Source organism: Luteimonas vadosa, from assembly GCF_039543545.1.
Classification (GTDB): Bacteria; Pseudomonadota; Gammaproteobacteria; order Xanthomonadales; family Xanthomonadaceae; genus Luteimonas; species Luteimonas vadosa.
This window is the reverse complement of sequence record NZ_BAABJY010000001.1, coordinates 1,206,382-1,223,553: the sequence shown is the minus strand read 5'-3', so window position 1 is coordinate 1,223,553 and position 17,172 is coordinate 1,206,382. Positions and strand designations below refer to the sequence as shown.

14 protein-coding genes are annotated in these 17,172 nt (G+C 70.0%); 9 read left to right on the top strand and 5 right to left on the bottom strand.

Annotated features, from left to right (window positions below):
• Positions 1–64 precede the first annotated feature (64 nt).
• The 4 genes from ABD970_RS05495 to hemE are packed head-to-tail and all read left to right on the top strand — an operon-like array spanning position 65 to position 3,096.
• The gene (locus ABD970_RS05495) at positions 65–616 is read left to right on the top strand and encodes a shikimate kinase (protein WP_345294467.1); all 552 of its coding nucleotides are present in this window, start codon (positions 65–67) and stop codon (positions 614–616) included.
• Entirely contained in the window at positions 613–1,707 is a 1,095-nt protein-coding gene (gene aroB, locus ABD970_RS05490) for a 3-dehydroquinate synthase (protein WP_345294466.1), read from the top strand. The genes ABD970_RS05495 and aroB overlap by 4 nt, the downstream gene beginning before the upstream one ends.
• A 40-nt stretch (positions 1,708–1,747) precedes the next feature.
• Positions 1,748–2,032 carry a WGR domain-containing protein gene (locus ABD970_RS05485; protein ID WP_345294465.1) on the top strand — a complete coding sequence of 95 codons (285 nt, stop codon included), beginning with the start codon at positions 1,748–1,750 and terminating at the stop codon, positions 2,030–2,032.
• Complete coding sequence (hemE, locus tag ABD970_RS05480; RefSeq protein ID WP_345294464.1) at positions 2,029–3,096, top strand: uroporphyrinogen decarboxylase; 1,068 nt, start codon at positions 2,029–2,031, stop codon at positions 3,094–3,096. The genes ABD970_RS05485 and hemE overlap by 4 nt, the downstream gene beginning before the upstream one ends.
• A 60-nt stretch (positions 3,097–3,156) precedes the next feature.
• Here hemE and ABD970_RS05475 read toward each other — a convergent pair whose 3' ends face one another.
• The 4 genes from ABD970_RS05475 to ABD970_RS05460 form a co-directional block, all read right to left on the bottom strand.
• Positions 3,157–3,501, bottom strand: coding sequence for a hypothetical protein (locus ABD970_RS05475; protein WP_345294463.1), 345 nt, complete (start codon positions 3,499–3,501; stop codon positions 3,157–3,159).
• A gap of 19 nt (positions 3,502–3,520) precedes the next feature.
• The gene (locus tag ABD970_RS05470; protein WP_345294462.1) at positions 3,521–5,368 is read right to left on the bottom strand and encodes an ABC transporter ATP-binding protein; all 1,848 of its coding nucleotides are present in this window, start codon (positions 5,366–5,368) and stop codon (positions 3,521–3,523) included.
• A gap of 129 nt (positions 5,369–5,497) precedes the next feature.
• Positions 5,498–6,496 (bottom strand): hypothetical protein, encoded by a 999-nt coding sequence (locus tag ABD970_RS05465; protein ID WP_345294461.1) that lies wholly within the window; start codon positions 6,494–6,496, stop codon positions 5,498–5,500.
• Complete coding sequence (locus ABD970_RS05460; RefSeq protein WP_345294460.1) at positions 6,493–10,020, bottom strand: hybrid sensor histidine kinase/response regulator; 3,528 nt, start codon at positions 10,018–10,020, stop codon at positions 6,493–6,495. Before ABD970_RS05460 ends, ABD970_RS05465 begins: the two co-directional genes overlap by 4 nt.
• Before the next feature lie 219 nt (positions 10,021–10,239).
• On the opposite strand from ABD970_RS05460, the gene ABD970_RS05455 reads away from it, so the two are divergent.
• The 3 genes from ABD970_RS05455 to ABD970_RS05445 are packed head-to-tail and all read left to right on the top strand — an operon-like array spanning position 10,240 to position 12,144.
• A complete protein-coding gene (locus ABD970_RS05455; RefSeq protein ID WP_425563059.1) occupies positions 10,240–11,010 on the top strand; it encodes a YceI family protein in 771 nt (256 codons plus the stop codon).
• Positions 11,001–11,600, top strand: coding sequence for a cytochrome b (locus ABD970_RS05450; RefSeq protein ID WP_345294459.1), 600 nt, complete (start codon positions 11,001–11,003; stop codon positions 11,598–11,600). The genes ABD970_RS05455 and ABD970_RS05450 overlap by 10 nt, the downstream gene beginning before the upstream one ends.
• Positions 11,590–12,144 (top strand): YceI family protein, encoded by a 555-nt coding sequence (locus ABD970_RS05445; RefSeq protein ID WP_345294458.1) that lies wholly within the window; start codon positions 11,590–11,592, stop codon positions 12,142–12,144. Before ABD970_RS05450 ends, ABD970_RS05445 begins: the two co-directional genes overlap by 11 nt.
• Before the next feature lie 72 nt (positions 12,145–12,216).
• On the opposite strand, the gene ABD970_RS05440 is transcribed toward ABD970_RS05445, so the two are convergent.
• The gene (locus ABD970_RS05440; protein WP_345294457.1) at positions 12,217–12,447 is read right to left on the bottom strand and encodes a glutaredoxin family protein; all 231 of its coding nucleotides are present in this window, start codon (positions 12,445–12,447) and stop codon (positions 12,217–12,219) included.
• 53 nt (positions 12,448–12,500) lie between these two features.
• Between ABD970_RS05440 and ABD970_RS05435 the strand changes: the two genes are divergently transcribed.
• Together ABD970_RS05435 and ABD970_RS05430 are read left to right on the top strand one after the other, a co-directional pair.
• Positions 12,501–13,883, top strand: coding sequence for an L-serine ammonia-lyase (locus tag ABD970_RS05435; RefSeq protein WP_345294456.1), 1,383 nt, complete (start codon positions 12,501–12,503; stop codon positions 13,881–13,883).
• 124 nt (positions 13,884–14,007) lie between these two features.
• Positions 14,008–17,088, top strand: coding sequence for a two-component regulator propeller domain-containing protein (locus tag ABD970_RS05430; RefSeq protein ID WP_345294455.1), 3,081 nt, complete (start codon positions 14,008–14,010; stop codon positions 17,086–17,088).
• Positions 17,089–17,172: the final 84 nt, after the last annotated feature.

The following is a 17,172-nucleotide window of genomic DNA, read 5'->3' as shown; positions in this document are numbered from 1 at the left end:
GTGCGTCGGCGTGACGGGGCGCGGAAGCGCCGGCGCCTGGTGCAACGCTGCTAGCATCCCCGCCATGGACACCGCCCCCAACCTCGTCCTCGTCGGCCCGATGGGCGCAGGCAAGAGCTCGATCGGCCGCCGGCTCGCCGACCGCTACGGCCTGGCCTTCGTCGATGCCGACCGCGAGATCGAGGCGCGCACCGGGGCGCCGGTCTCCACGATCTTCGATTGCGAGGGCGAGGCCGGTTTCCGCGAACGCGAACGCGGCGTGCTCGCCGACCTGCTCGACGCCGACGCGGCGGTGATCGCCACCGGCGGCGGTGCGGTGCTCGACGCCGGGACGCGCCGGTTGCTGCGCGAGCGCGGCTTCGTCGTGCACCTGCACGTCAGCGTCGACCAGCAGTTGCATCGGCTCGCGCGCGACACCACGCGGCCGCTGATCGCCGGGGACGACCGCGAGGCGGTGCTGCTGAAGCTGGCGCGCGAGCGCGAGCCCCTGTACGCCGACGTCGCCGACCTGCGGTTCGACACCGGCACCTCCGGAGCCGCGGAGGCCGCCAACCGGCTGCACGAACGGTTGCAACGGCACTGGCACCGGCCCGCCTCCATCGGCCTCGCCCCGTGAGCGCCGGCATCCGGCGGATCGACGTCGGTGGCGCGCAGCCCTACCGCATTGCCATTGGCCCGGGCCTGCTGCATGACAGCGCCTCGTTGGCGGAAATGTTGCGCGGCCGGCACGCGCTGGTGGTCAGCGACGCCAATGTCGCGCCGCTGCATGCCGACACCGTGGTCGGGACGCTGCGCGCCGCGCGACCCGAAGCCCGCATCGACACCTGCGTGTTCCCGGCCGGCGAGGCGAGCAAGACGCTCGCGAACTTCGGCGTCGCGATCGACGCGCTCGCGGCCCTGGGGGCGACCCGCGACGCCTGCGTCTACGCGCTGGGCGGCGGCATGGTCGGCGACCTGGCGGGGTTCGCCGCGGCCTGCTGGATGCGCGGCATCGACTGCGTGCAGTTGCCGACCTCGCTGCTGGCCATGGTCGATTCCTCGGTGGGCGGCAAGACCGCGGTCGACCTGCCGCAGGGCAAGAACCTCGTCGGGGCCTTCCACCCGCCGCGCGCGGTGTTCGCCGACACGACGACCCTGCGGACCCTGCCCGAACGCGAGCTGCGCGCGGGACTGGCGGAAGTGGTGAAGTACGGCGCCATCGTCGACGCCGGCTTCCTCGACTGGCTCGACGCCAACGCCGACGCGCTGCTGGCGCAGGACACGGGCGCGCTGGCGGAGGCCATCGCACGCAGCTGCGCGCACAAGGCCGCGATCGTCGAGCGCGATCCCTTCGAGCACGGCGAACGCGCCCTGCTCAACTTCGGCCACACCTTCGGCCACGCCATCGAGGCCGAGGCCGGCTACGGCGGGCTGAACCACGGCGAGGCCGTGGCCGTCGGCATGGTGCTCGCGACGCGCCTGTCGGCCGCGCTGGGCATGGCGGATGCCGACGAGGCGATGCGCCTCCAGGTGCTGCTGGCGCGCTTCGGGCTGCCCGTTGCACTGCCGGATGGGCTCGATCCGGAGGCCCTGCTTGCCCGCATGCGCCTGGACAAGAAGGCACAGGCGGGCGGGCTCCGCTTCGTGCTCTGGTCCGGGGCCGGCCGCGCGCAGGTGGTGCCGGACGTGCCCGAAAGCGCCGTCCTTGCCGTGCTGCGCGAAGCCTGAACCGTCCCCCGGACCGCCGGCCCCGTACAATCCACGCCCCATGCGCCTGTTCCTGCAACAACGTCCCGACGACCACGAAGCGCCGCGGTTCGTGCAGCTCATGCTGCAGCCCGACCTGCTGGGCGCCTGGACGCTGCTGCGCGAGACCGGGGTGATCGGTGGCCGCAGCCAGCTGCGCCGACAGCGCTTCGACGACCACGCCAGCGCCCTGGCCGCGCTGGAACAGGCCCGGGATCAGCAGCTCAGGCAAGGCTTCCAGCTGATGTTCGCCCACGGCGCCGACGCACCGCGTCCCGCCACGCCCGCCCCAATCCAGAAGGCATGACCTTGCACAACGACCGCATCCTCCGCGCCCTGCGCCGCCAACCCGTCGACCGCACCCCCGTCTGGCTGATGCGCCAGGCCGGGCGCTACCTTCCCGAGTACCGCGCCAGCCGCAAGCGCGCCGGCAGCTTCCTGGCGATGGCGAAGAACCCGGAGCTGGCCTGCGAGGTCACGCTGCAGCCGCTGGCGCGCTTCGACCTCGACGCCGCGATCCTGTTCTCCGACATCCTCACCATCCCAGACGCCATGGGCCTGGAGCTGTACTTCGTCGAAGGCGAGGGCCCGAAGTTCCGCCACCCCGTGCGAGATGCCGCCGCCATCGCGAAGCTGGGCGTGCCGGACATGGAAGGCGAGCTGCGCTACGTGATGGACGCGGTGCGCACCATCCGCCGCGAGCTGGACGGCAAGGTGCCGCTGATCGGCTTCTCCGGCAGCCCCTGGACGCTCGCCTGCTACATGGTCGAGGGCGGTGGCAGCAAGGACTTCGCGCGGATCAAGGCGCTGGCGCTCAACGAGCCGAAGGCGCTGCACGCGCTGCTGTCGGTCAACACCGACGCCGTCATCGCCTACCTCGCCGCGCAGCGGGCGGCCGGTGCGCAGGTGCTGCAGGTCTTCGACACCTGGGGCGGCGTGCTGTCGCCGGCGATGTATCGCGAGTTCTCCCTACCCTACCTGGTCCGCATCGCCCGCGAACTCGAACGCGGCGACGGCGACGACCGCACCCCGCTGATCCTGTTCGGCAAGGGCAACGCCGCGTACCTGCCGGAACTGGCCGACTCCGGCGCCGAAGGCGTGGGCGTCGACTGGCTCATCGAACTCGGCGATGCCGCCAAACGCACCGCAGGCAAGGTCGCGCTGCAGGGCAACCTCGATCCGGCCACGTTGTACGGCTCACCCGACGCCATCCGCGCCGAGGTCCGCCGCGCCCTCGACAGCTACCGCGACGGCAACAACGGCTCCCGCGAAGGCCACGTCTTCAACCTCGGCCACGGCATGTCGCCGGACATGGATCCGGAACACGTCGCGGTGTTGGTGGACGAGGTGCACGCTTACAGCGCTCGTTGACAGCCTCTGGCCTGCCAGGCAGCTGCATGGACAAGGCGGAGCCCCACGATCGCATTGCAATCAGTAGGGGTACTTCCTCCGGAACAATGGTCTCCCGTGGAAGTTCTCGATGAGCTTGCCGGCGACGGCATGCATGCAGGCTACCAGCAGAAGCCCCATCGCGAGGTACGCGATCGTCGCGATCACGTAGACGAGCGGGGAGTCGCTCCAGCTGACCATCTTAAGTACACCGTCGGAGACAAAACGCCCGCCCGCGTGCGATCCCCTGACGATCAGTTCGCCTCGTGCCGCCATCATGGCGACCGTCGCCAGCACGAGCAGCGCCAGCGCTGCGCTCGCCGTCCGCAACACTGCGATTTTCCGGGCGAGCCGCCGGTCGGCAAAGGTTTTCAGCACTCGGGTCATGGTGGCGTTCCCCCTTGCCTCAACGGTACCCCTGCGCCTGCAGCTTGAACAGATGCGCGTAATGCCCATCCTGCGCCATGAGCTCGTCGTGGCTGCCGTGCTCGATGATGCGCCCGTCCTGGATGACGACGATCTGGTCGGCCATGCGCACGGTGGAGAAGCGGTGCGAGATCAGGATGGCGATGCGGTTGTGGGTGAGCTTGCGGAAGTGCTCGAAGATGGTCGCCTCGGCGGCGGCGTCCATCGCGGCGGTGGGTTCGTCGAGCACCAGGATGTCGGCGCGCGAGCGCATGAAGGCACGCGCCAGGGCGATCTTCTGCCACTGGCCGCCGGACAGCTCGCGGCCATCGCGGAACCAGCGGCCGAGCTGGGTCTCGAATCCCGCCGGCAGGTCGGCGATGAACGGCGTGGCCATGCCCATGTCGGCGGCTTCCTGCCAGCGCGCGCGGTCCTCGAAGTGTTCGACGTCGCCGACGCCGACGTTCTCGCCCACCCGCATCTGGTAGCGGGCGAAGTCCTGGAAGATCACGCCGATGCGCTGGCGCAACGTGGCGTCGTCCCACTCGCGCAGGTCGCGGCCGTCGAGCAGGATGCGGCCCCGGTCCGGGTCGTACAGGCGCGTGAGCAGCTTGATCAGGGTGGTCTTGCCGGAGCCGTTCTGGCCGACCAGGGCCAATGACTCGCCCGGGCGGATGTGCAGGTCGATGTCCTGCAGTGCCGGCGCCTCGGCACCGGGATAGGTGAAGGACACGTTCTCGAAACGGATGCCGTCCTCCGGTAGCGGCCCGCGCACCTCGCGCCCTTCCGACGCCGGCACCGGCGTGTCGAGGTACTCGTACAGCGTGGACAGGTAGAGGTTGTCCTCGTACATGCCGCCGACCGCCGACAGGATCGCCGCCACCGCCGACTGCCCCTGGCGGAACAGCATCAGGTACATGGTCATCTGGCCCAGGGTGATGCGCCCGGCGACGGTGGTCAGGGCGATCCAGCCGTACGCGGCGTACAGGGTCAGCGTACCGACCAGACCGAGCACGAAGCCCCAGCCGTCGCGGCGGATGGCGAGCTTGCGGTCCTCGCGGTACAGGGTGTGGAAGATGTCGCGGTAGCGGCCGAGCAGAAGCGGACCCAGCCCATAGAGCTTGACCTCCTTGGCGTGGTCCTCGCGCGCGAGCACCGTCTCCAGGTACATCTGCATCCGCGTTTCCGGCGAGCGCCAGCGGAAGAGGCGGAAGGCGTCGCCGGAGAACTTGGTCTCGGCCAGGAACGACGGCAACCCGGCCAGCACCAGGACCAGCACCGCCCACGGCGAGAACTGCGCCAGCAGCACCGCGTAGCTGACAAGCGAAATTCCGTTCTGCGCCAGCCCGAAGGTGCGGTTGACCAGCGACAGCGGCCGGCTCGACGCCTCGCGCCGCGCGCGGGTGAGCTTGTCGTAGAACTCGGAATCCTCGAAGTGCGCCAGCTGCAGCGTCAGCGCCTTCTCCAGGATCATCACGTTGACGCGCTGCCCGAGCTGCGCGCGCAGCAGCGACTGGCACAGCGAGATCCCGCGCTGCGCGCCGGCCATGGCCATCACCAGCACCGCCTCCAGCGCGATCAGCCAGAACACGGGGACCATCTCCACCGCGCCGCCAGCCGTTGCCGCCCGGCTGGCCGCGACCACGGCGTCGACGATCAACGCACCCACATAGGCGATCCCCGCCGGCAGCAGGCCGCCGACGAGCGTCAGCAGGCCGAGCCAGACCGTCAGCGGACGGCTGGTGCTCCAGACCAGCGCCAGCGCGCGGCCGCTGAAGCGGAACACGCCGAGGAAGCTGCGGGTGAGGTCGCCGCCATCGGGCTGGCTCGTGGGGCTGGGATGCGACAAGGCGGGTCCATCGGGCGCCATCGTCGACGCGGCGGCGGAACCTCATGGTTGCGGCCGCATCGCGGACTTGCAAGGGCGCGCGCCCGGACCACGGGCAGCGCACCACCCCACGCGGCAGCCCTGCCGATTTCAACCGATGCCGGAGTTGCGGCTCCTGAGGCGGAAGGACGGGATCGTGTCGCGCCCGGTTTCCGGCTCGCTGTACTCGAGTCGGATCTCGCGGAATCCCTCCCCCACCTCCAGGTTCATGTCGACCGGCGAAACGCAGCCATTGACCAGTCGCCCGGCGAGCCGCATGCCGGCGTACATCAGCGCCGCGGTTTCCAGGTCCGGCAGCCTGGCGATGGACTCGGGCACCAGCAGGCGGTCCGGCATCACCCGGATGATGCCGTCGCCCTTGACCGCGATGGTCGCCATCTGGCCGTGCAACCGGCGCCTGCCCGGCCGGGCGGTTTCGATCCGCATCGGCATCCAGCAGTCGCCGGTACTGACCACGCCGGTCTGCAGCACCATCCGCGTCGTCCAGCGCTCCAGCTCGCGCCGCAACGCGTCGCGGGAGGTGCTTTCCGCAGGCGCGACCATCATCCACCGCACGAGGTACAGGTTGCTCCAGAGGACCGTCTGCGCGGCCACGAACCGCTCGCCCTCGTCGTGGAACTCCAGGTCGAACGATGTCCCGGTTACCACGTATTCGCGGCCGTCCCGGGTCGTCTGCCGCAGGCTGAACCGGCGGGATTCGCCCAGCTTCGCGGCCGCTTCGCTGCCCGGACCGTCCGGCACGGACTCGAAGGCCGCGCGCGCCCCGGCAACTACTGCCTCGTAGTCCTGCTCCGACACCAGGCCGAGCGCCTGGTAGTGCACCGACGCCCGGCGCGCGTCGTCGTCGATGTCGGCATAGAACACGGAGACGCCTGCGGCATGGGGTTCGTGCAATTGCTCGCCCAGTGCGCGCCAGCCTGAATCCTCCAGCGGGTAGACGATCCGGGTCTCGCGGATGAATCCGCCCAGGAACGGGACCTCGGCCTTCTCGGATTCGCGTCCCGCTGCCGCCGACGGCAGCGGCAACAGCGCCGGCCCCAGGCAGGCAAGCAGGACGGCCAACCCCCAGGACAGGAGGGACGGGCTCATGTGCGCCGACCCACGGTTGTCGTGCACGGCAGGCCCGCCAGCACCTCGGCCAGCATCGCACCGGTCAAGGGCTTGCGCAGGAAGCGGTCGAAGCCGGCTTCGCGCGCCTGCGGCTCGGCATCGGCGTCGGCGCGGGCGGTGACCGCGACCAGGGGCGGATCGAAGCCCTGCGCACGCAATTGACGGGCCAGTGCCAGCCCGTCGAGACCCGGCAGGTCGAGGTCGAGCAGCGCGATGTCGAAATCCTTCGCTGCGACTTCCGACAAAGCCGCGAGTCCGTGCGCAGCGTGCGTCACGCGATGCCCCTGCGCCTGCAACAGGCTGGTGATGACTTCGGCGACGGTCAGGTCGTCCTCGACAATCAAAACATCCAGCGCGCGACTGGCGCGGGCTGGCGAAATCGGCGGGTCGACATGCACCGCGTCCTCGGCGTGCAACGGCAACACGACGATGAAGTCGGTGCCCCGCCCCGGCGTGCTCTCGATCCCGATCCGCCCGCCCATCGCGGCAGCCAGCTCCTGCGAGATCGCCAGGCCCAGGCCGCTGCCGCCATAGCGCGCCGCGGTACGGGCGCCCTCGGCCTGCTCGAAGCGGTGGAACAAGCGCTGTTTCTGTTCCTCGTTGAGGCCCGGGCCGGTATCGGCGACGACGAAGCGCACGCCGTCGGCGATGCACGAGAGGGTCAGCGAGACCGTGCCGCGCTCCGTGAACTTGCACGCATTGCCCACCAGGTTGAGCAGGATCTGGCGCACCCGCAACGCATCGCCACGCACCCAGCGCGGCACGCCATGGGCGATGTCGTCGTGGAATTCCAGCCCCTTGCCCCGCGCCATCGGCGCGCTCAACGCGACCACGCCCTCCACCAGGGCATGGAGGTCGAACGGTTGCGGGTCGAGCTCGAGCTTGCCGGCCTCGATGCGCGACAGGTCCAGCGCATCGTTGACCAGGCGCATCAGGTGCTCGCCGGCCATCCGGATCGACTTGATGTACTCGCGCTGCTTCCCGTCCAGGCCGGTCGCGAGCAGCAACTCGCTCATCCCCAGCACGCCGGTCATCGGCGTCCTGACCTCGTGCCCCAGGGTGGCGAGGAAGCGCGTCTTGGCCAGCGAGGCCTGTTCGGCCAGTTCGCGCTTCTGTTCCGCCAGGTGCCACTCGTGGCGACGGCGCAGGCGCTTCCGATAGGCGTGCGCCAACCAAAGCACCGCCACCAGCCCCGCGAGGAGGAAGGCGAGCAACGCCCAGGCCGTGCGCCACCACGGGGGAAGCACCTCGAAGTCCAGGGTCTGCACGGGCGACCATTCGTCGTCGGCCGTGCGCGCCTGCACGCCCAGGCGATAGCTCCCCGGCTCCAGACGCGAGAACACGCGCTCGCCCGAGGCGCCGACGTTCACCCAGTCCGGGTCGTAGCCGGCGAGGCGGAAGCGGTAACGGTGGGCATGCGCGTCGGTGAACGACAGCAGGCGCGCCACCACCCGCAGGTCGCGGTCGTCGTGCCGGAGCGCGATCGCATCGCTGCGCGGCAATTCGATGCGGGCATCGCCACGGCGCAGGTCGATGGACTCGATCGCCAGGGTCGGCGTCCGGTCGCTCCACCGGACCTGCTGCGGATGAAACAGCAAGAGGCCGTCCGCCGTGCCCGCGGCGAGGTAGCCGCGCGGGGAAATGCGAATCGGGCGGGGATTGAATTCCTGGCTCGGCAGCCCGTCGCGCACGCCATAGGTGCGCAGTCGGTCATCGTCCGGGTCGTAGCGCAACAAACCCCGCACCGTGGTCAGCCACACCACGCCCTGCGCGTCGACGGCGACGCCCCCTGGCGCGACCGCCGGCAATCCCTGCCGGGCGTCGACCGTGCGCTCGAGCGAAAGTCCGGCGCCGTCCCAGTGGTAGGCGGCCAGCAGCCCCCTGCGCGCGAGCCAGACGCTGCCGTCGGGCGCGATCGCGAACCCGTGGACGTGCGCCGAAGGCGCACCCGCCACCGGTTCGAAGCGACGCGCGCCCGCGTTCCAGGCGTGCATGCCCTGGTCGCCGACGACCCAGAGGCCGCCATCGGGCGCGCGCGCAAGCTGTTCGATGCGGGCGTTGTCCGGCAGCCCGCCGCCGTCGCCGCCAAGCACCGTGCGCACGACGCCGCCATCGGCGTCCCGCTGCTGCACGCCCCGGTCGCTGGCGATCCACAACCCGCCATCCGGGTCTTCGACGAAGTGGGAGATCTCGCCCGGCAACGCCGCATCCGCATCGTCGTCGATATACCAGCGGCGCACGCCGCCGCTTGCCGGGTCGAAGCGAACCAGCTGCCCGAAGCATCCGATCCAGACCCCGCCGTCGGCGCCCTCTTGCACCCCGAAGTTGACGAAACTGCCGCACGCCTGCGACAGGCGGTGCTCGATCGCACCCGTATCCGGGTCCATCCAGTCCAGCACCCCCCCGCTGCCGACGAGCCAAAGGCCATTGCCGGCGGCCGGGGCGATGCCATGGACGAAGGCATTGGCCGGCGAACTGTCGTCGCCGACCCGCCGCTGCAGCACGCTGAAGTTGCGCCAGTTCGCCGGCAGGCGCCACAGGCCGGAGTCGAGGCTGGCGAACCACAGGCCGCCTTCGCGATCCTCGTACGCGGCCGACCAGGCCGGGCGCACCATGCCCCGGCTGGTGTTGCTGTACAGCGGCACGTCCTGGACCTCGCCGTTGCGTTCGCGAGACAGCCCGCTGGCGGTGTCGAGCCAGTGCGCACCCTGGCGATCTTCCAGCAGCATGTGCAAGGCGGGCGCGCCCTGCACGGGATCGATCCAGGGCATGCGTTCGATGCGTCCGTTGCGCCGCCGAACGAAACCGCCGGACTGCAGGCCGATCCAGAGCGCGCCGGCGCGGTCGAAGTCCAGGTGGTTGACGAAGGCATTGGCCTCCCCCAAGGCCAGGCGTTCGAAATCGCGCCCCGTCCAGCGCGCGACGCCGCCCTTCGTCCCGACCCACAGGCTCCCGTCCCGGTCCACGGCGAGCCGGCTGACGCCCGGCGACGGCAGGCTGCGCGGGTCGCCGGCCCGTGGCATGAAGCGGCGGATGGTTCCGCCGGGCGACAGCTGGTGCAATCCCCCGTCCGCGGTGCCGAACCAGAGCATGCCGTCGGGCGTGGTGGCGATGGACCAGACGTCGTTGCTGCCGATGGCGGGATGCGAATCGCGATCGAAGTGCACGAATCGGCTGCGTGAGACGTCGAGCATGACCAGCCCGGCTTGTTGCGTCCCCAGCCAGACGCGATCCTTCGCGTCCACGTGCACGGTCCAGATGAAGTTGTCGCGCAGGCCGTCGCCGACGCGCCAGATGCGGAACCCGACCCCGTCGTACCGCGCGAGTCCGTCGCGCGTCGCCACCCACAGGTAGCCTTGTCGATCCTCGGCCAGCGCGTTGATGCGATTGGACGGCAGGCCGTCGAACACGCTGATCTGCCGGGGCTGCGGCAGCTCCGGCACTGCAGGCTTCGCCACGCCGTGGGCAACGAGCGCCGCCACGACGATCCATCCCCGCCCCATGGCCCATCCCCTGGTCACACGCGACTCCCTTCCCGTAATGGCGGCGTCGCGCACGCTTCCCTGCGTACCAGCCGCGTCCCCGCCGCCATCGTCGCAACGCTGCGTTGCCGGCGCAAGCGGCGCCGTGACCACCGGATTCATGCCTCCACGCCTAGAATCCTTCCCCAAGGCCCCAGGAACGATCGAACCGCAATGCCCCACGTGCCGCGCCCCGCCGCCATCGTCCCCACCGTCATCGTCGTCGCGTCGCTGCTGGCCATCGCCGGCGCGCGCGCCGCGGGAGCCGAGACGTATGCGCTCGATCCGGTGCATACGCGGGTGCAGTTCGCGGTGGACCATGCCGGCTTCTCCAAGGCGCTGGGGACCGTCTCGGGCAGCTCGGGGGTGCTGCGCTTCGATCCGGAGGACTGGGGCACCGCGATGTTGCGCGCCGACATCCCGCTCTCGCGCCTCGACCTGGGCGACGAAAAGTGGAACCGCGCGACGATGGCGCGCAACCTGCTGGACGTGGAAAACCATCCCGTCGCACGCTTCGTTTCGACCCGCGTCCAACCCCTGTCGCCAGGGCGCGCCTGCGTGTTCGGCGACCTCCGGCTGCGTGGCGTGACCCGTGAAGTCGTGCTGGACGTGCGCCTCAATGGCTTGGGACGCCATCCCTTGCCGCCGTTCCGGCGTACGGTCGGTTTTTCCGCCACCACCACGCTCAGCCGGTCCGACTTCGGCATCACCGCCTGGCAATCCGTGATCGGCGACCGCGTCGACTTGCGCATCGAAGCGGAAGCCACGCGCAGCAGGGCGCGCCTGGACACTTCCGGCGACGAGGGCGGCGAAGGTGACCGGGTGGACGACGACCACATCGCTGGAACCGGGGCAGGCGGTTCGCCGCCAACCGATCCCGCGCCTTCGCCAATGGACGTCGCGGCACCCGGTTTGACTGGAGCCCCGCAGACTGCCGACGCCGGCCGCGGACAGGAGCCCCCATGCAGCTGAAGAACACGCGCGAACGATGGGGCATCGTCAGCCAGGCGCTGCACTGGTTGATCGTGCTGCTGATCCTCGGCCAGGGCACGGTCGGGCTCTGGATGGAGGACCTGCGCAACGGCCCGGACAAGCTCCAGGTGTACGCGCTGCACAAGTCCTTCGGGCTGACCATCCTGGCGCTGGCCGTGCTCAGGCTGCTCTGGCGCTGGTACGCCGGCAGGCCGGAGCCGGTGCCAGGCATCCCGCGCTGGCAGGTAAGCATCGCCCGGCTGTCGCACTGGCTACTGTATGCGCTGTTGCTGGCGATCCCGCTGAGCGGGTGGCTCCTGAACTCCGCGGCGGGATTCCCCCTGCAGTGGTTCGGGCTGTTCGACCTGCCGGCGATCGCCGCGCAGGACAACGCCCTCCACGAGCTTGCGGAGGAAATCCACGAATTCCTGTTCTGGACCCTGGTCTCCGTCGCGGCCCTGCATGCCGCCGCCGCCTTCCACCACCACCTGTTCCGGCGCGACGCCACGCTGGTGCGCATGCTGCCTGGCAGCTGGTCGCACGGTGGCCCACCGCAGCCCCCTGCCGGGAGTCGACGCGATGATCGCTAGATCCTCCCTGCTCGCCGCGCTGCTGCTGTTGGCCGCACCCACCGCGCAAGCCGGCGACTACACGCAAGCCCCCGGTTCCACGCTGATGTTCTACGGCAACTTCCAGGGGGAGCGCTTCCAGGGCCAATTCCCCGGCTTCGCCACGCGGATGTCGTTCGACCCGTCCGCGCCCGGCGAAGGCTGGCTTGAAGTCGTCATTCCGCTCGCCACCGCGACCCTCGGCGTCGAGGAATACGACGGCGAGCTGCGTGGACCTGCCTTCTTCGACAGCGCGCGGTTCAACCAGGCCCGTTACAGCGCCCGCGGATTCCGCAGCCTGGGCGGGGGTCGCTTCGCCGCCGACGGCACGCTCAGCCTGCGGGGCATCAACAAGCCGGTGACCCTGGAGTTCAGCTGGTCGCCGGGCGCCAGACCCGTGCTCGAGGGCAAGGCGACGGTGAAGCGGCTCGAGTTCGGCGTCGGCGGCGGCGACTGGGCCGCGACCGAGACGATCGAGGATGCGGTGGCCATCGAGACGCGCGTGCTGCTGGAGGCGGCGGATTAGCCGACTTGCGGCAGCGGGACCGCTGCCGTTTCTGGCCACGGGCGGGCCATCGGCGTTCCACCCCTGTCCCGCTCATGCATCCAGCCAGCGGCGCAACCCCGCGGAATCGAAGGGCCACTCGAGTTCCAGGCCGCGCGCATCGTCGCGCAGCACGGGCACGCGCAGGCCGTAGCGCGCCTCCAGGGCGTCGTCGCCGTCGATGAACACGCTGTCGAACTCGGGCACGCGGGCATGCGCCAGCACCTCCAGCGCCAGGTCGCAGAGATGGCAGTCGTCGCGCTGGTACAGGATCAGGATGGGCATCGCTGGTCGCTCGGCACGCACGGGGCGATCGGTGCGGGGCGTAGAATACCGGCATGGCCGTCAGTACCTTCGACCTCTACAAGATCGGCATCGGTCCCAGCTCGTCGCATACGGTGGGACCCATGCGCGCGGCCGCCCGCTTCGTCGAGCGCTGGCTGGACGAGCCCGGGCGCCTTGGCGATGTCGCGCGTGTGCGCGCGGAGGTGTTCGGCTCGCTGGCGCTGACCGGACGTGGCCACGGCACCGACAAGGCCGTGCTGATGGGCCTTGAAGGCCATTGGCCGAACCGGATCGACCCCGACATCATCCCCGGAGCCCTGGAACGGATCCGCGGCGAGAAGTCGCTGCGCCTGGCCGGCAGCCATGCCATCGCCTTCGACGAGAAGACCGACCTCGTCATGAACAAGCGACAGAAGCTGCCCCACCACACCAACGGCATGCGCTTCACCGCTTTCGACGGCAACGGCGAGGAGATCGCGTCGCGCGACTATTACTCGGTCGGCGGCGGCTTCGTGGTCAACCAGGACGAGGCCGCGGAGGACCGCATCGTCGCCGACCAGACCCACGTCGCCTACCCGTTCAATTCGGGCGACGAGCTGATCGCGACCTGCAATGCGCACGGCATCAGCATCGCCGAGCTGATGTACGCCAACGAGCAGTCCTGGCGCACGCGCGAGGAAATCGACGCCGGCCTGGATGAACTGTGGGCGGCGATGCAGGGCTGCGTGGAGCGTGGCATCGCGTCGCCCGGCACCCTGCCCGGCGGCCTGCACGTCACCCGTCGCGCCCCTCGGCTGCATGCCGAACTCGAGGCGCGGCCGGACGCGGCGGACGAGGATCCGCTGACGATGCTCGACTGGGTCAACCTGTTCGCGTTGGCGGTCAACGAGGAAAACGCTGCCGGGGGGCGCGTGGTGACGGCGCCGACCAATGGCGCGGCCGGCATCGTGCCGGCGGTGCTGCACTATTACCGGCGCTTCTGCCGGAACGCCACGGAACAGGGCGTGCGCGATTTCCTGCTCACCGCAGCCGCGATCGGCATCCTCTACAAGGAAAACGCTTCGATCTCCGGCGCCGAGGTAGGTTGCCAGGGCGAAGTCGGCGTGGCCTGCTCGATGGCCGCCGGCGGCCTGACCGCGGCGTTGGGCGGCACGCCCGGCCAGGTGGAGAACGCCGCCGAGATCGGCATGGAGCACAACCTCGGGCTCACCTGCGATCCCATCGGCGGCCTGGTGCAGATCCCGTGCATCGAGCGCAATGCCATGGGCTCGGTCAAGGCGATCAATGCCAGCCGCATGGCGATGCGCGGCGACGGCAAGCACAAGGTCAGCCTCGACAAGGTCATCAAGACGATGCGCGAGACGGGCCGCGACATGCGCGACAAGTACAAGGAAACCTCACGCGGCGGCTTGGCCGTCAACGTCATCGAGTGCTGATGCGCACCCGCATGCGTTCGACAAGCCCCTGCACGGCTGCACGCATCCGATCCTGAATACCACCTCCATGCGCCCGGGGTGTATGGTCGACGGCCCAACAGGACGACGACCGAGGGGGCGTGTCGTGGCGGAAAAGGGTCGGGAGCAGACGCCCACGGTGCTGACTTGGCTTGCCGCCTCCGCGGTCGCGCTGGTCTCGCTGTGCGCGCAACCCGTCCTCGCGCTGGATCCGGAAAAGGCCTTCCACCATTACGTCCGCGACAGCTGGTCGATCGAACGGGGCCTGCCGCAGATCACCGCCAACGCGATCACCCAGGACCGGCTGGGCTACCTGTGGGTCGCGACGCAGGCGGGCGTCGCACGCTTCGACGGCGTGCGATTCACCACCTACAACCTGCAGAACACGCCGGAATTGCCCGGCCAGTTCATCAACACCCTGCTGAGCGACCGCGGGGATCGTCTCTGGGTGGGGACCTACAAGGGCCTGGCGGTTCGCGAGGACGACCGCTGGCGCAGGGTGCCGGCGTTAGACGCCAGGCACGAGCCGCTTGATATCCGCGCACTGGCGCGGGATGCGCAGGGCCCCGTGCTGGTGGGGACGCCCGACGGCGTGTTCCGCGTGCAAGGCGAAGGCCTGCGCTTCGTCCGGCCGCTTCCCGGCCCCGCCGAATCACTCTTGCCCGAAGGCGACCTCCTGTGGGCTGGCACCTTGGGCGGCGTCTATCGAATCCGCGGCGACCAGGTGTTCCTGGAGCCGCTGCCGCGGGAAGCAGGCAGCGCGACGGTGGGCCAGCTGTTGCGGGCGCAGGGCCGCCTGTGGGCGGGCAGCAACCAGGGCCTGTTCTACCGGACGCAGCAGGGTTGGCGCAGGTTCGAAGGCCAGCGCGTACTCGCCGAGGAACCGATCCTGGCGCTGTACGAGGACGGCGACGACAACCTGTGGGTGGGGGCCATCGGCGGACTGGGGCGCCTGCGGGACCGCGCGTTGCATGAGTTCGTCGCGGACGGCAGCCCGGGCGCCTTCAACAGCGTGCGGGCCATCTTCGAGGATCGAGAAAACAACCTCTGGCTGGGTAGCCAATGGGATGGCATCGCCCGCCTCTGGAACGGCTGGACCCGGCGCTACAGCACGATCGAGGGCTTGAACGAGCCGGTCGTGTGGTCGCTGGCGCGGGGTCCGCGCGGGCGGGTCTGGGTCGGCACCCAGGATGGGTTGTCGCTGTTCGACCAGGGCCGGTACACCTTGCTTGCTTCCGGCCAGTCGTTGCCCCATCCCAATGCCTACAGCCTGCTGCCGGAAGAAGACCTCGTCTGGATCGGTACCCGCCGCGGGCTCGCCCAGTACCGGGACGGGCGCATCCACGTGCCCGATGGCTTCGAAGCCCTGTCCGGCGCGCAGGTCAACGGTTTCCTGCGCGATCGGAAAGACCGCTTGTGGATCGCCACCACGCAGGGCGTCTATCGTCAGGACGACGGGCGACTCGTACACCTTGGCACGCAGGCAGGGCTGGCCGACCCACGCGTCCGCGCACTTCATGAAACACGCGACGGACGGATGCTGGTCGGCACCCAGGTCGGATTGTACGAATTCGTGGACGAACGGCTCCGGCTCGTGGGCGACCGCCTGGGACTCCCCCCGGACCTGGACGTCACCGCCATCCACGAGTTGTCCACGGGCGGGCTCCTGGTCGGCGCGCTGTCGGAGGACATGTACTTCTTCGACCGCGGCCGATGGGTGCACCTGGGAGCCGAGCAGGGGATGCCGGTCAACTCTCCCTTCTTCATCACCGAGGACGGCCGGGGATACGTGTGGGCGGCGGGGATCCGCGGCGTGCACAGGGTTCCCTTGCGCGACCTGCAGGCCTTCAGCCGGGGGATGCTCGACCGCGTGCGCGGCCAGATGCTGCACAACGAGCGCGGCGATCGCCGCAGCGGCCAGCGGGGCTTCTGCTGCAATGGCGCGGGCCTGTCCAAGGGATTCATCCAGGACGGGGAACTGTGGTTGCCGAGCCGCAACGGCATCGTGGTGATGGATACCGGTGGAATCGTCCGCAACGCGGTGCCGCCGACGGTGGTCGTGGAAGGCCTCCGCAGCAGCGCCGGCTGGCATCCGGCGGCCACGATCGCCGGCGGCGCGCTACCCCCGGACCAGCGGGACCTGGCTTTCGATTTCACCGCCCTGAGCTTCCAGGACCCGGGTAGCATCGGCCTGCGTTACCGGCTGCGGGGCTACGACAGCGACTGGCGCGAACTGGCCGACGTGTCCCAGCGTTCGGCCAACTACACGAACCTCCCGCCGGGCAATTACGTGTTCGAGGCCCAGGGCAGCAACAACGCCGACGTCTGGCAAACCGGGACCGCCAGGCTGGCGTTCGCGATCCAGCCCCGGTTCCACGAGACCACGCTGTTCCTGGTGCTGATCGGACTGGTGGCAGCCAGCCTGATCTATGCCGGTTACCGCATCCAGCAATTGCGCCACCTGCGGGGGCAGCAGGCGCTGGAAGAAGTGGTCCAGCGGCGCACCGCCGACCTCGGGATCGCCAACCAGCGGCTGGAGGAAGCCAGCCAGACCGACCCGCTGACCGCGCTGCGCAACCGCCGCTACCTGAGCGCGCAAGTGCCCGCCGACCTTGCCTTCTACAAGCGGGAAATGGGGCAGCTCGGGCCGGGCGGGCAGGTGCTGCGCTTCGCGATGGTCGACATCGACCACTTCCAGGCGATTTGCGACACATGGGGGCACGCCGTCGGCGACCAGGTGCTGCAACAGGTCGCCCGGGTGCTGTCGCGGCTGGTGCGCAGCAGCGACTACCTGGTGCGCTGGGGCGGCGAGGAATTCCTGCTCGTCTTCCGCCCGATGCCGGGCCGCCACCTGGAATTGATCGCCGAGCGCATCCGTGACGCCATCGCCTCGCACGTCTTCGTGGTCGACGAATCCGAACCGCTCCGCCTGACCTGCTCGATCGGGCTGGCCGACTACCCCGTGTTCACCGACCACCGGCTGCCGCTGGGATGGGAGGCGACGGTGGAACTGGCCGACCTGGCGCTGTCCTTCGTCAAGCGCCACGGACGCGACGGATGGGCGGCGTTCCAGCCGACCGCCACCACCGACCCCGCCACCCTCCTCCAGGACCTGCGCAGCGATCCCATGGGGATGATCGGGTCGGGTCGCATCCGGATCGTGTCGTCGGTCCAGCACGGTGATTGACGCCCTGTCGTCGCTGCCATCGACCGGGACCGGCCGGGATTGCTGCCTGCGGACTGGCGGCGGTCGCTGCATACGCTGCCCCGC

Excerpts from the sequence above, each read along its gene's own strand:
- ABD970_RS05450 (WP_345294459.1), top strand. The coding sequence starts at position 11,001 with ATGCAGCTGAAGAACACGCGCGAACGATGGGGCATCGTCAGCCAGGCG.
- ABD970_RS05475 (WP_345294463.1), bottom strand. The coding sequence starts at position 3,501 with ATGACCCGAGTGCTGAAAACCTTTGCCGACCGGCGGCTCGCCCGGAAA.
- ABD970_RS05445 (WP_345294458.1), top strand. The coding sequence starts at position 11,590 with ATGATCGCTAGATCCTCCCTGCTCGCCGCGCTGCTGCTGTTGGCCGCA.
- ABD970_RS05440 (WP_345294457.1), bottom strand. The coding sequence starts at position 12,447 with ATGCCCATCCTGATCCTGTACCAGCGCGACGACTGCCATCTCTGCGAC.
- hemE (WP_345294464.1), top strand. The coding sequence starts at position 2,029 with ATGACCTTGCACAACGACCGCATCCTCCGCGCCCTGCGCCGCCAACCC.
- ABD970_RS05485 (WP_345294465.1), top strand. The coding sequence starts at position 1,748 with ATGCGCCTGTTCCTGCAACAACGTCCCGACGACCACGAAGCGCCGCGG.
- ABD970_RS05460 (WP_345294460.1), bottom strand. The coding sequence starts at position 10,020 with ATGGGGCGGGGATGGATCGTCGTGGCGGCGCTCGTTGCCCACGGCGTG.
- ABD970_RS05435 (WP_345294456.1), top strand. The coding sequence starts at position 12,501 with ATGGCCGTCAGTACCTTCGACCTCTACAAGATCGGCATCGGTCCCAGC.
- ABD970_RS05465 (WP_345294461.1), bottom strand. The coding sequence starts at position 6,496 with ATGAGCCCGTCCCTCCTGTCCTGGGGGTTGGCCGTCCTGCTTGCCTGC.
- ABD970_RS05495 (WP_345294467.1), top strand. The coding sequence starts at position 65 with ATGGACACCGCCCCCAACCTCGTCCTCGTCGGCCCGATGGGCGCAGGC.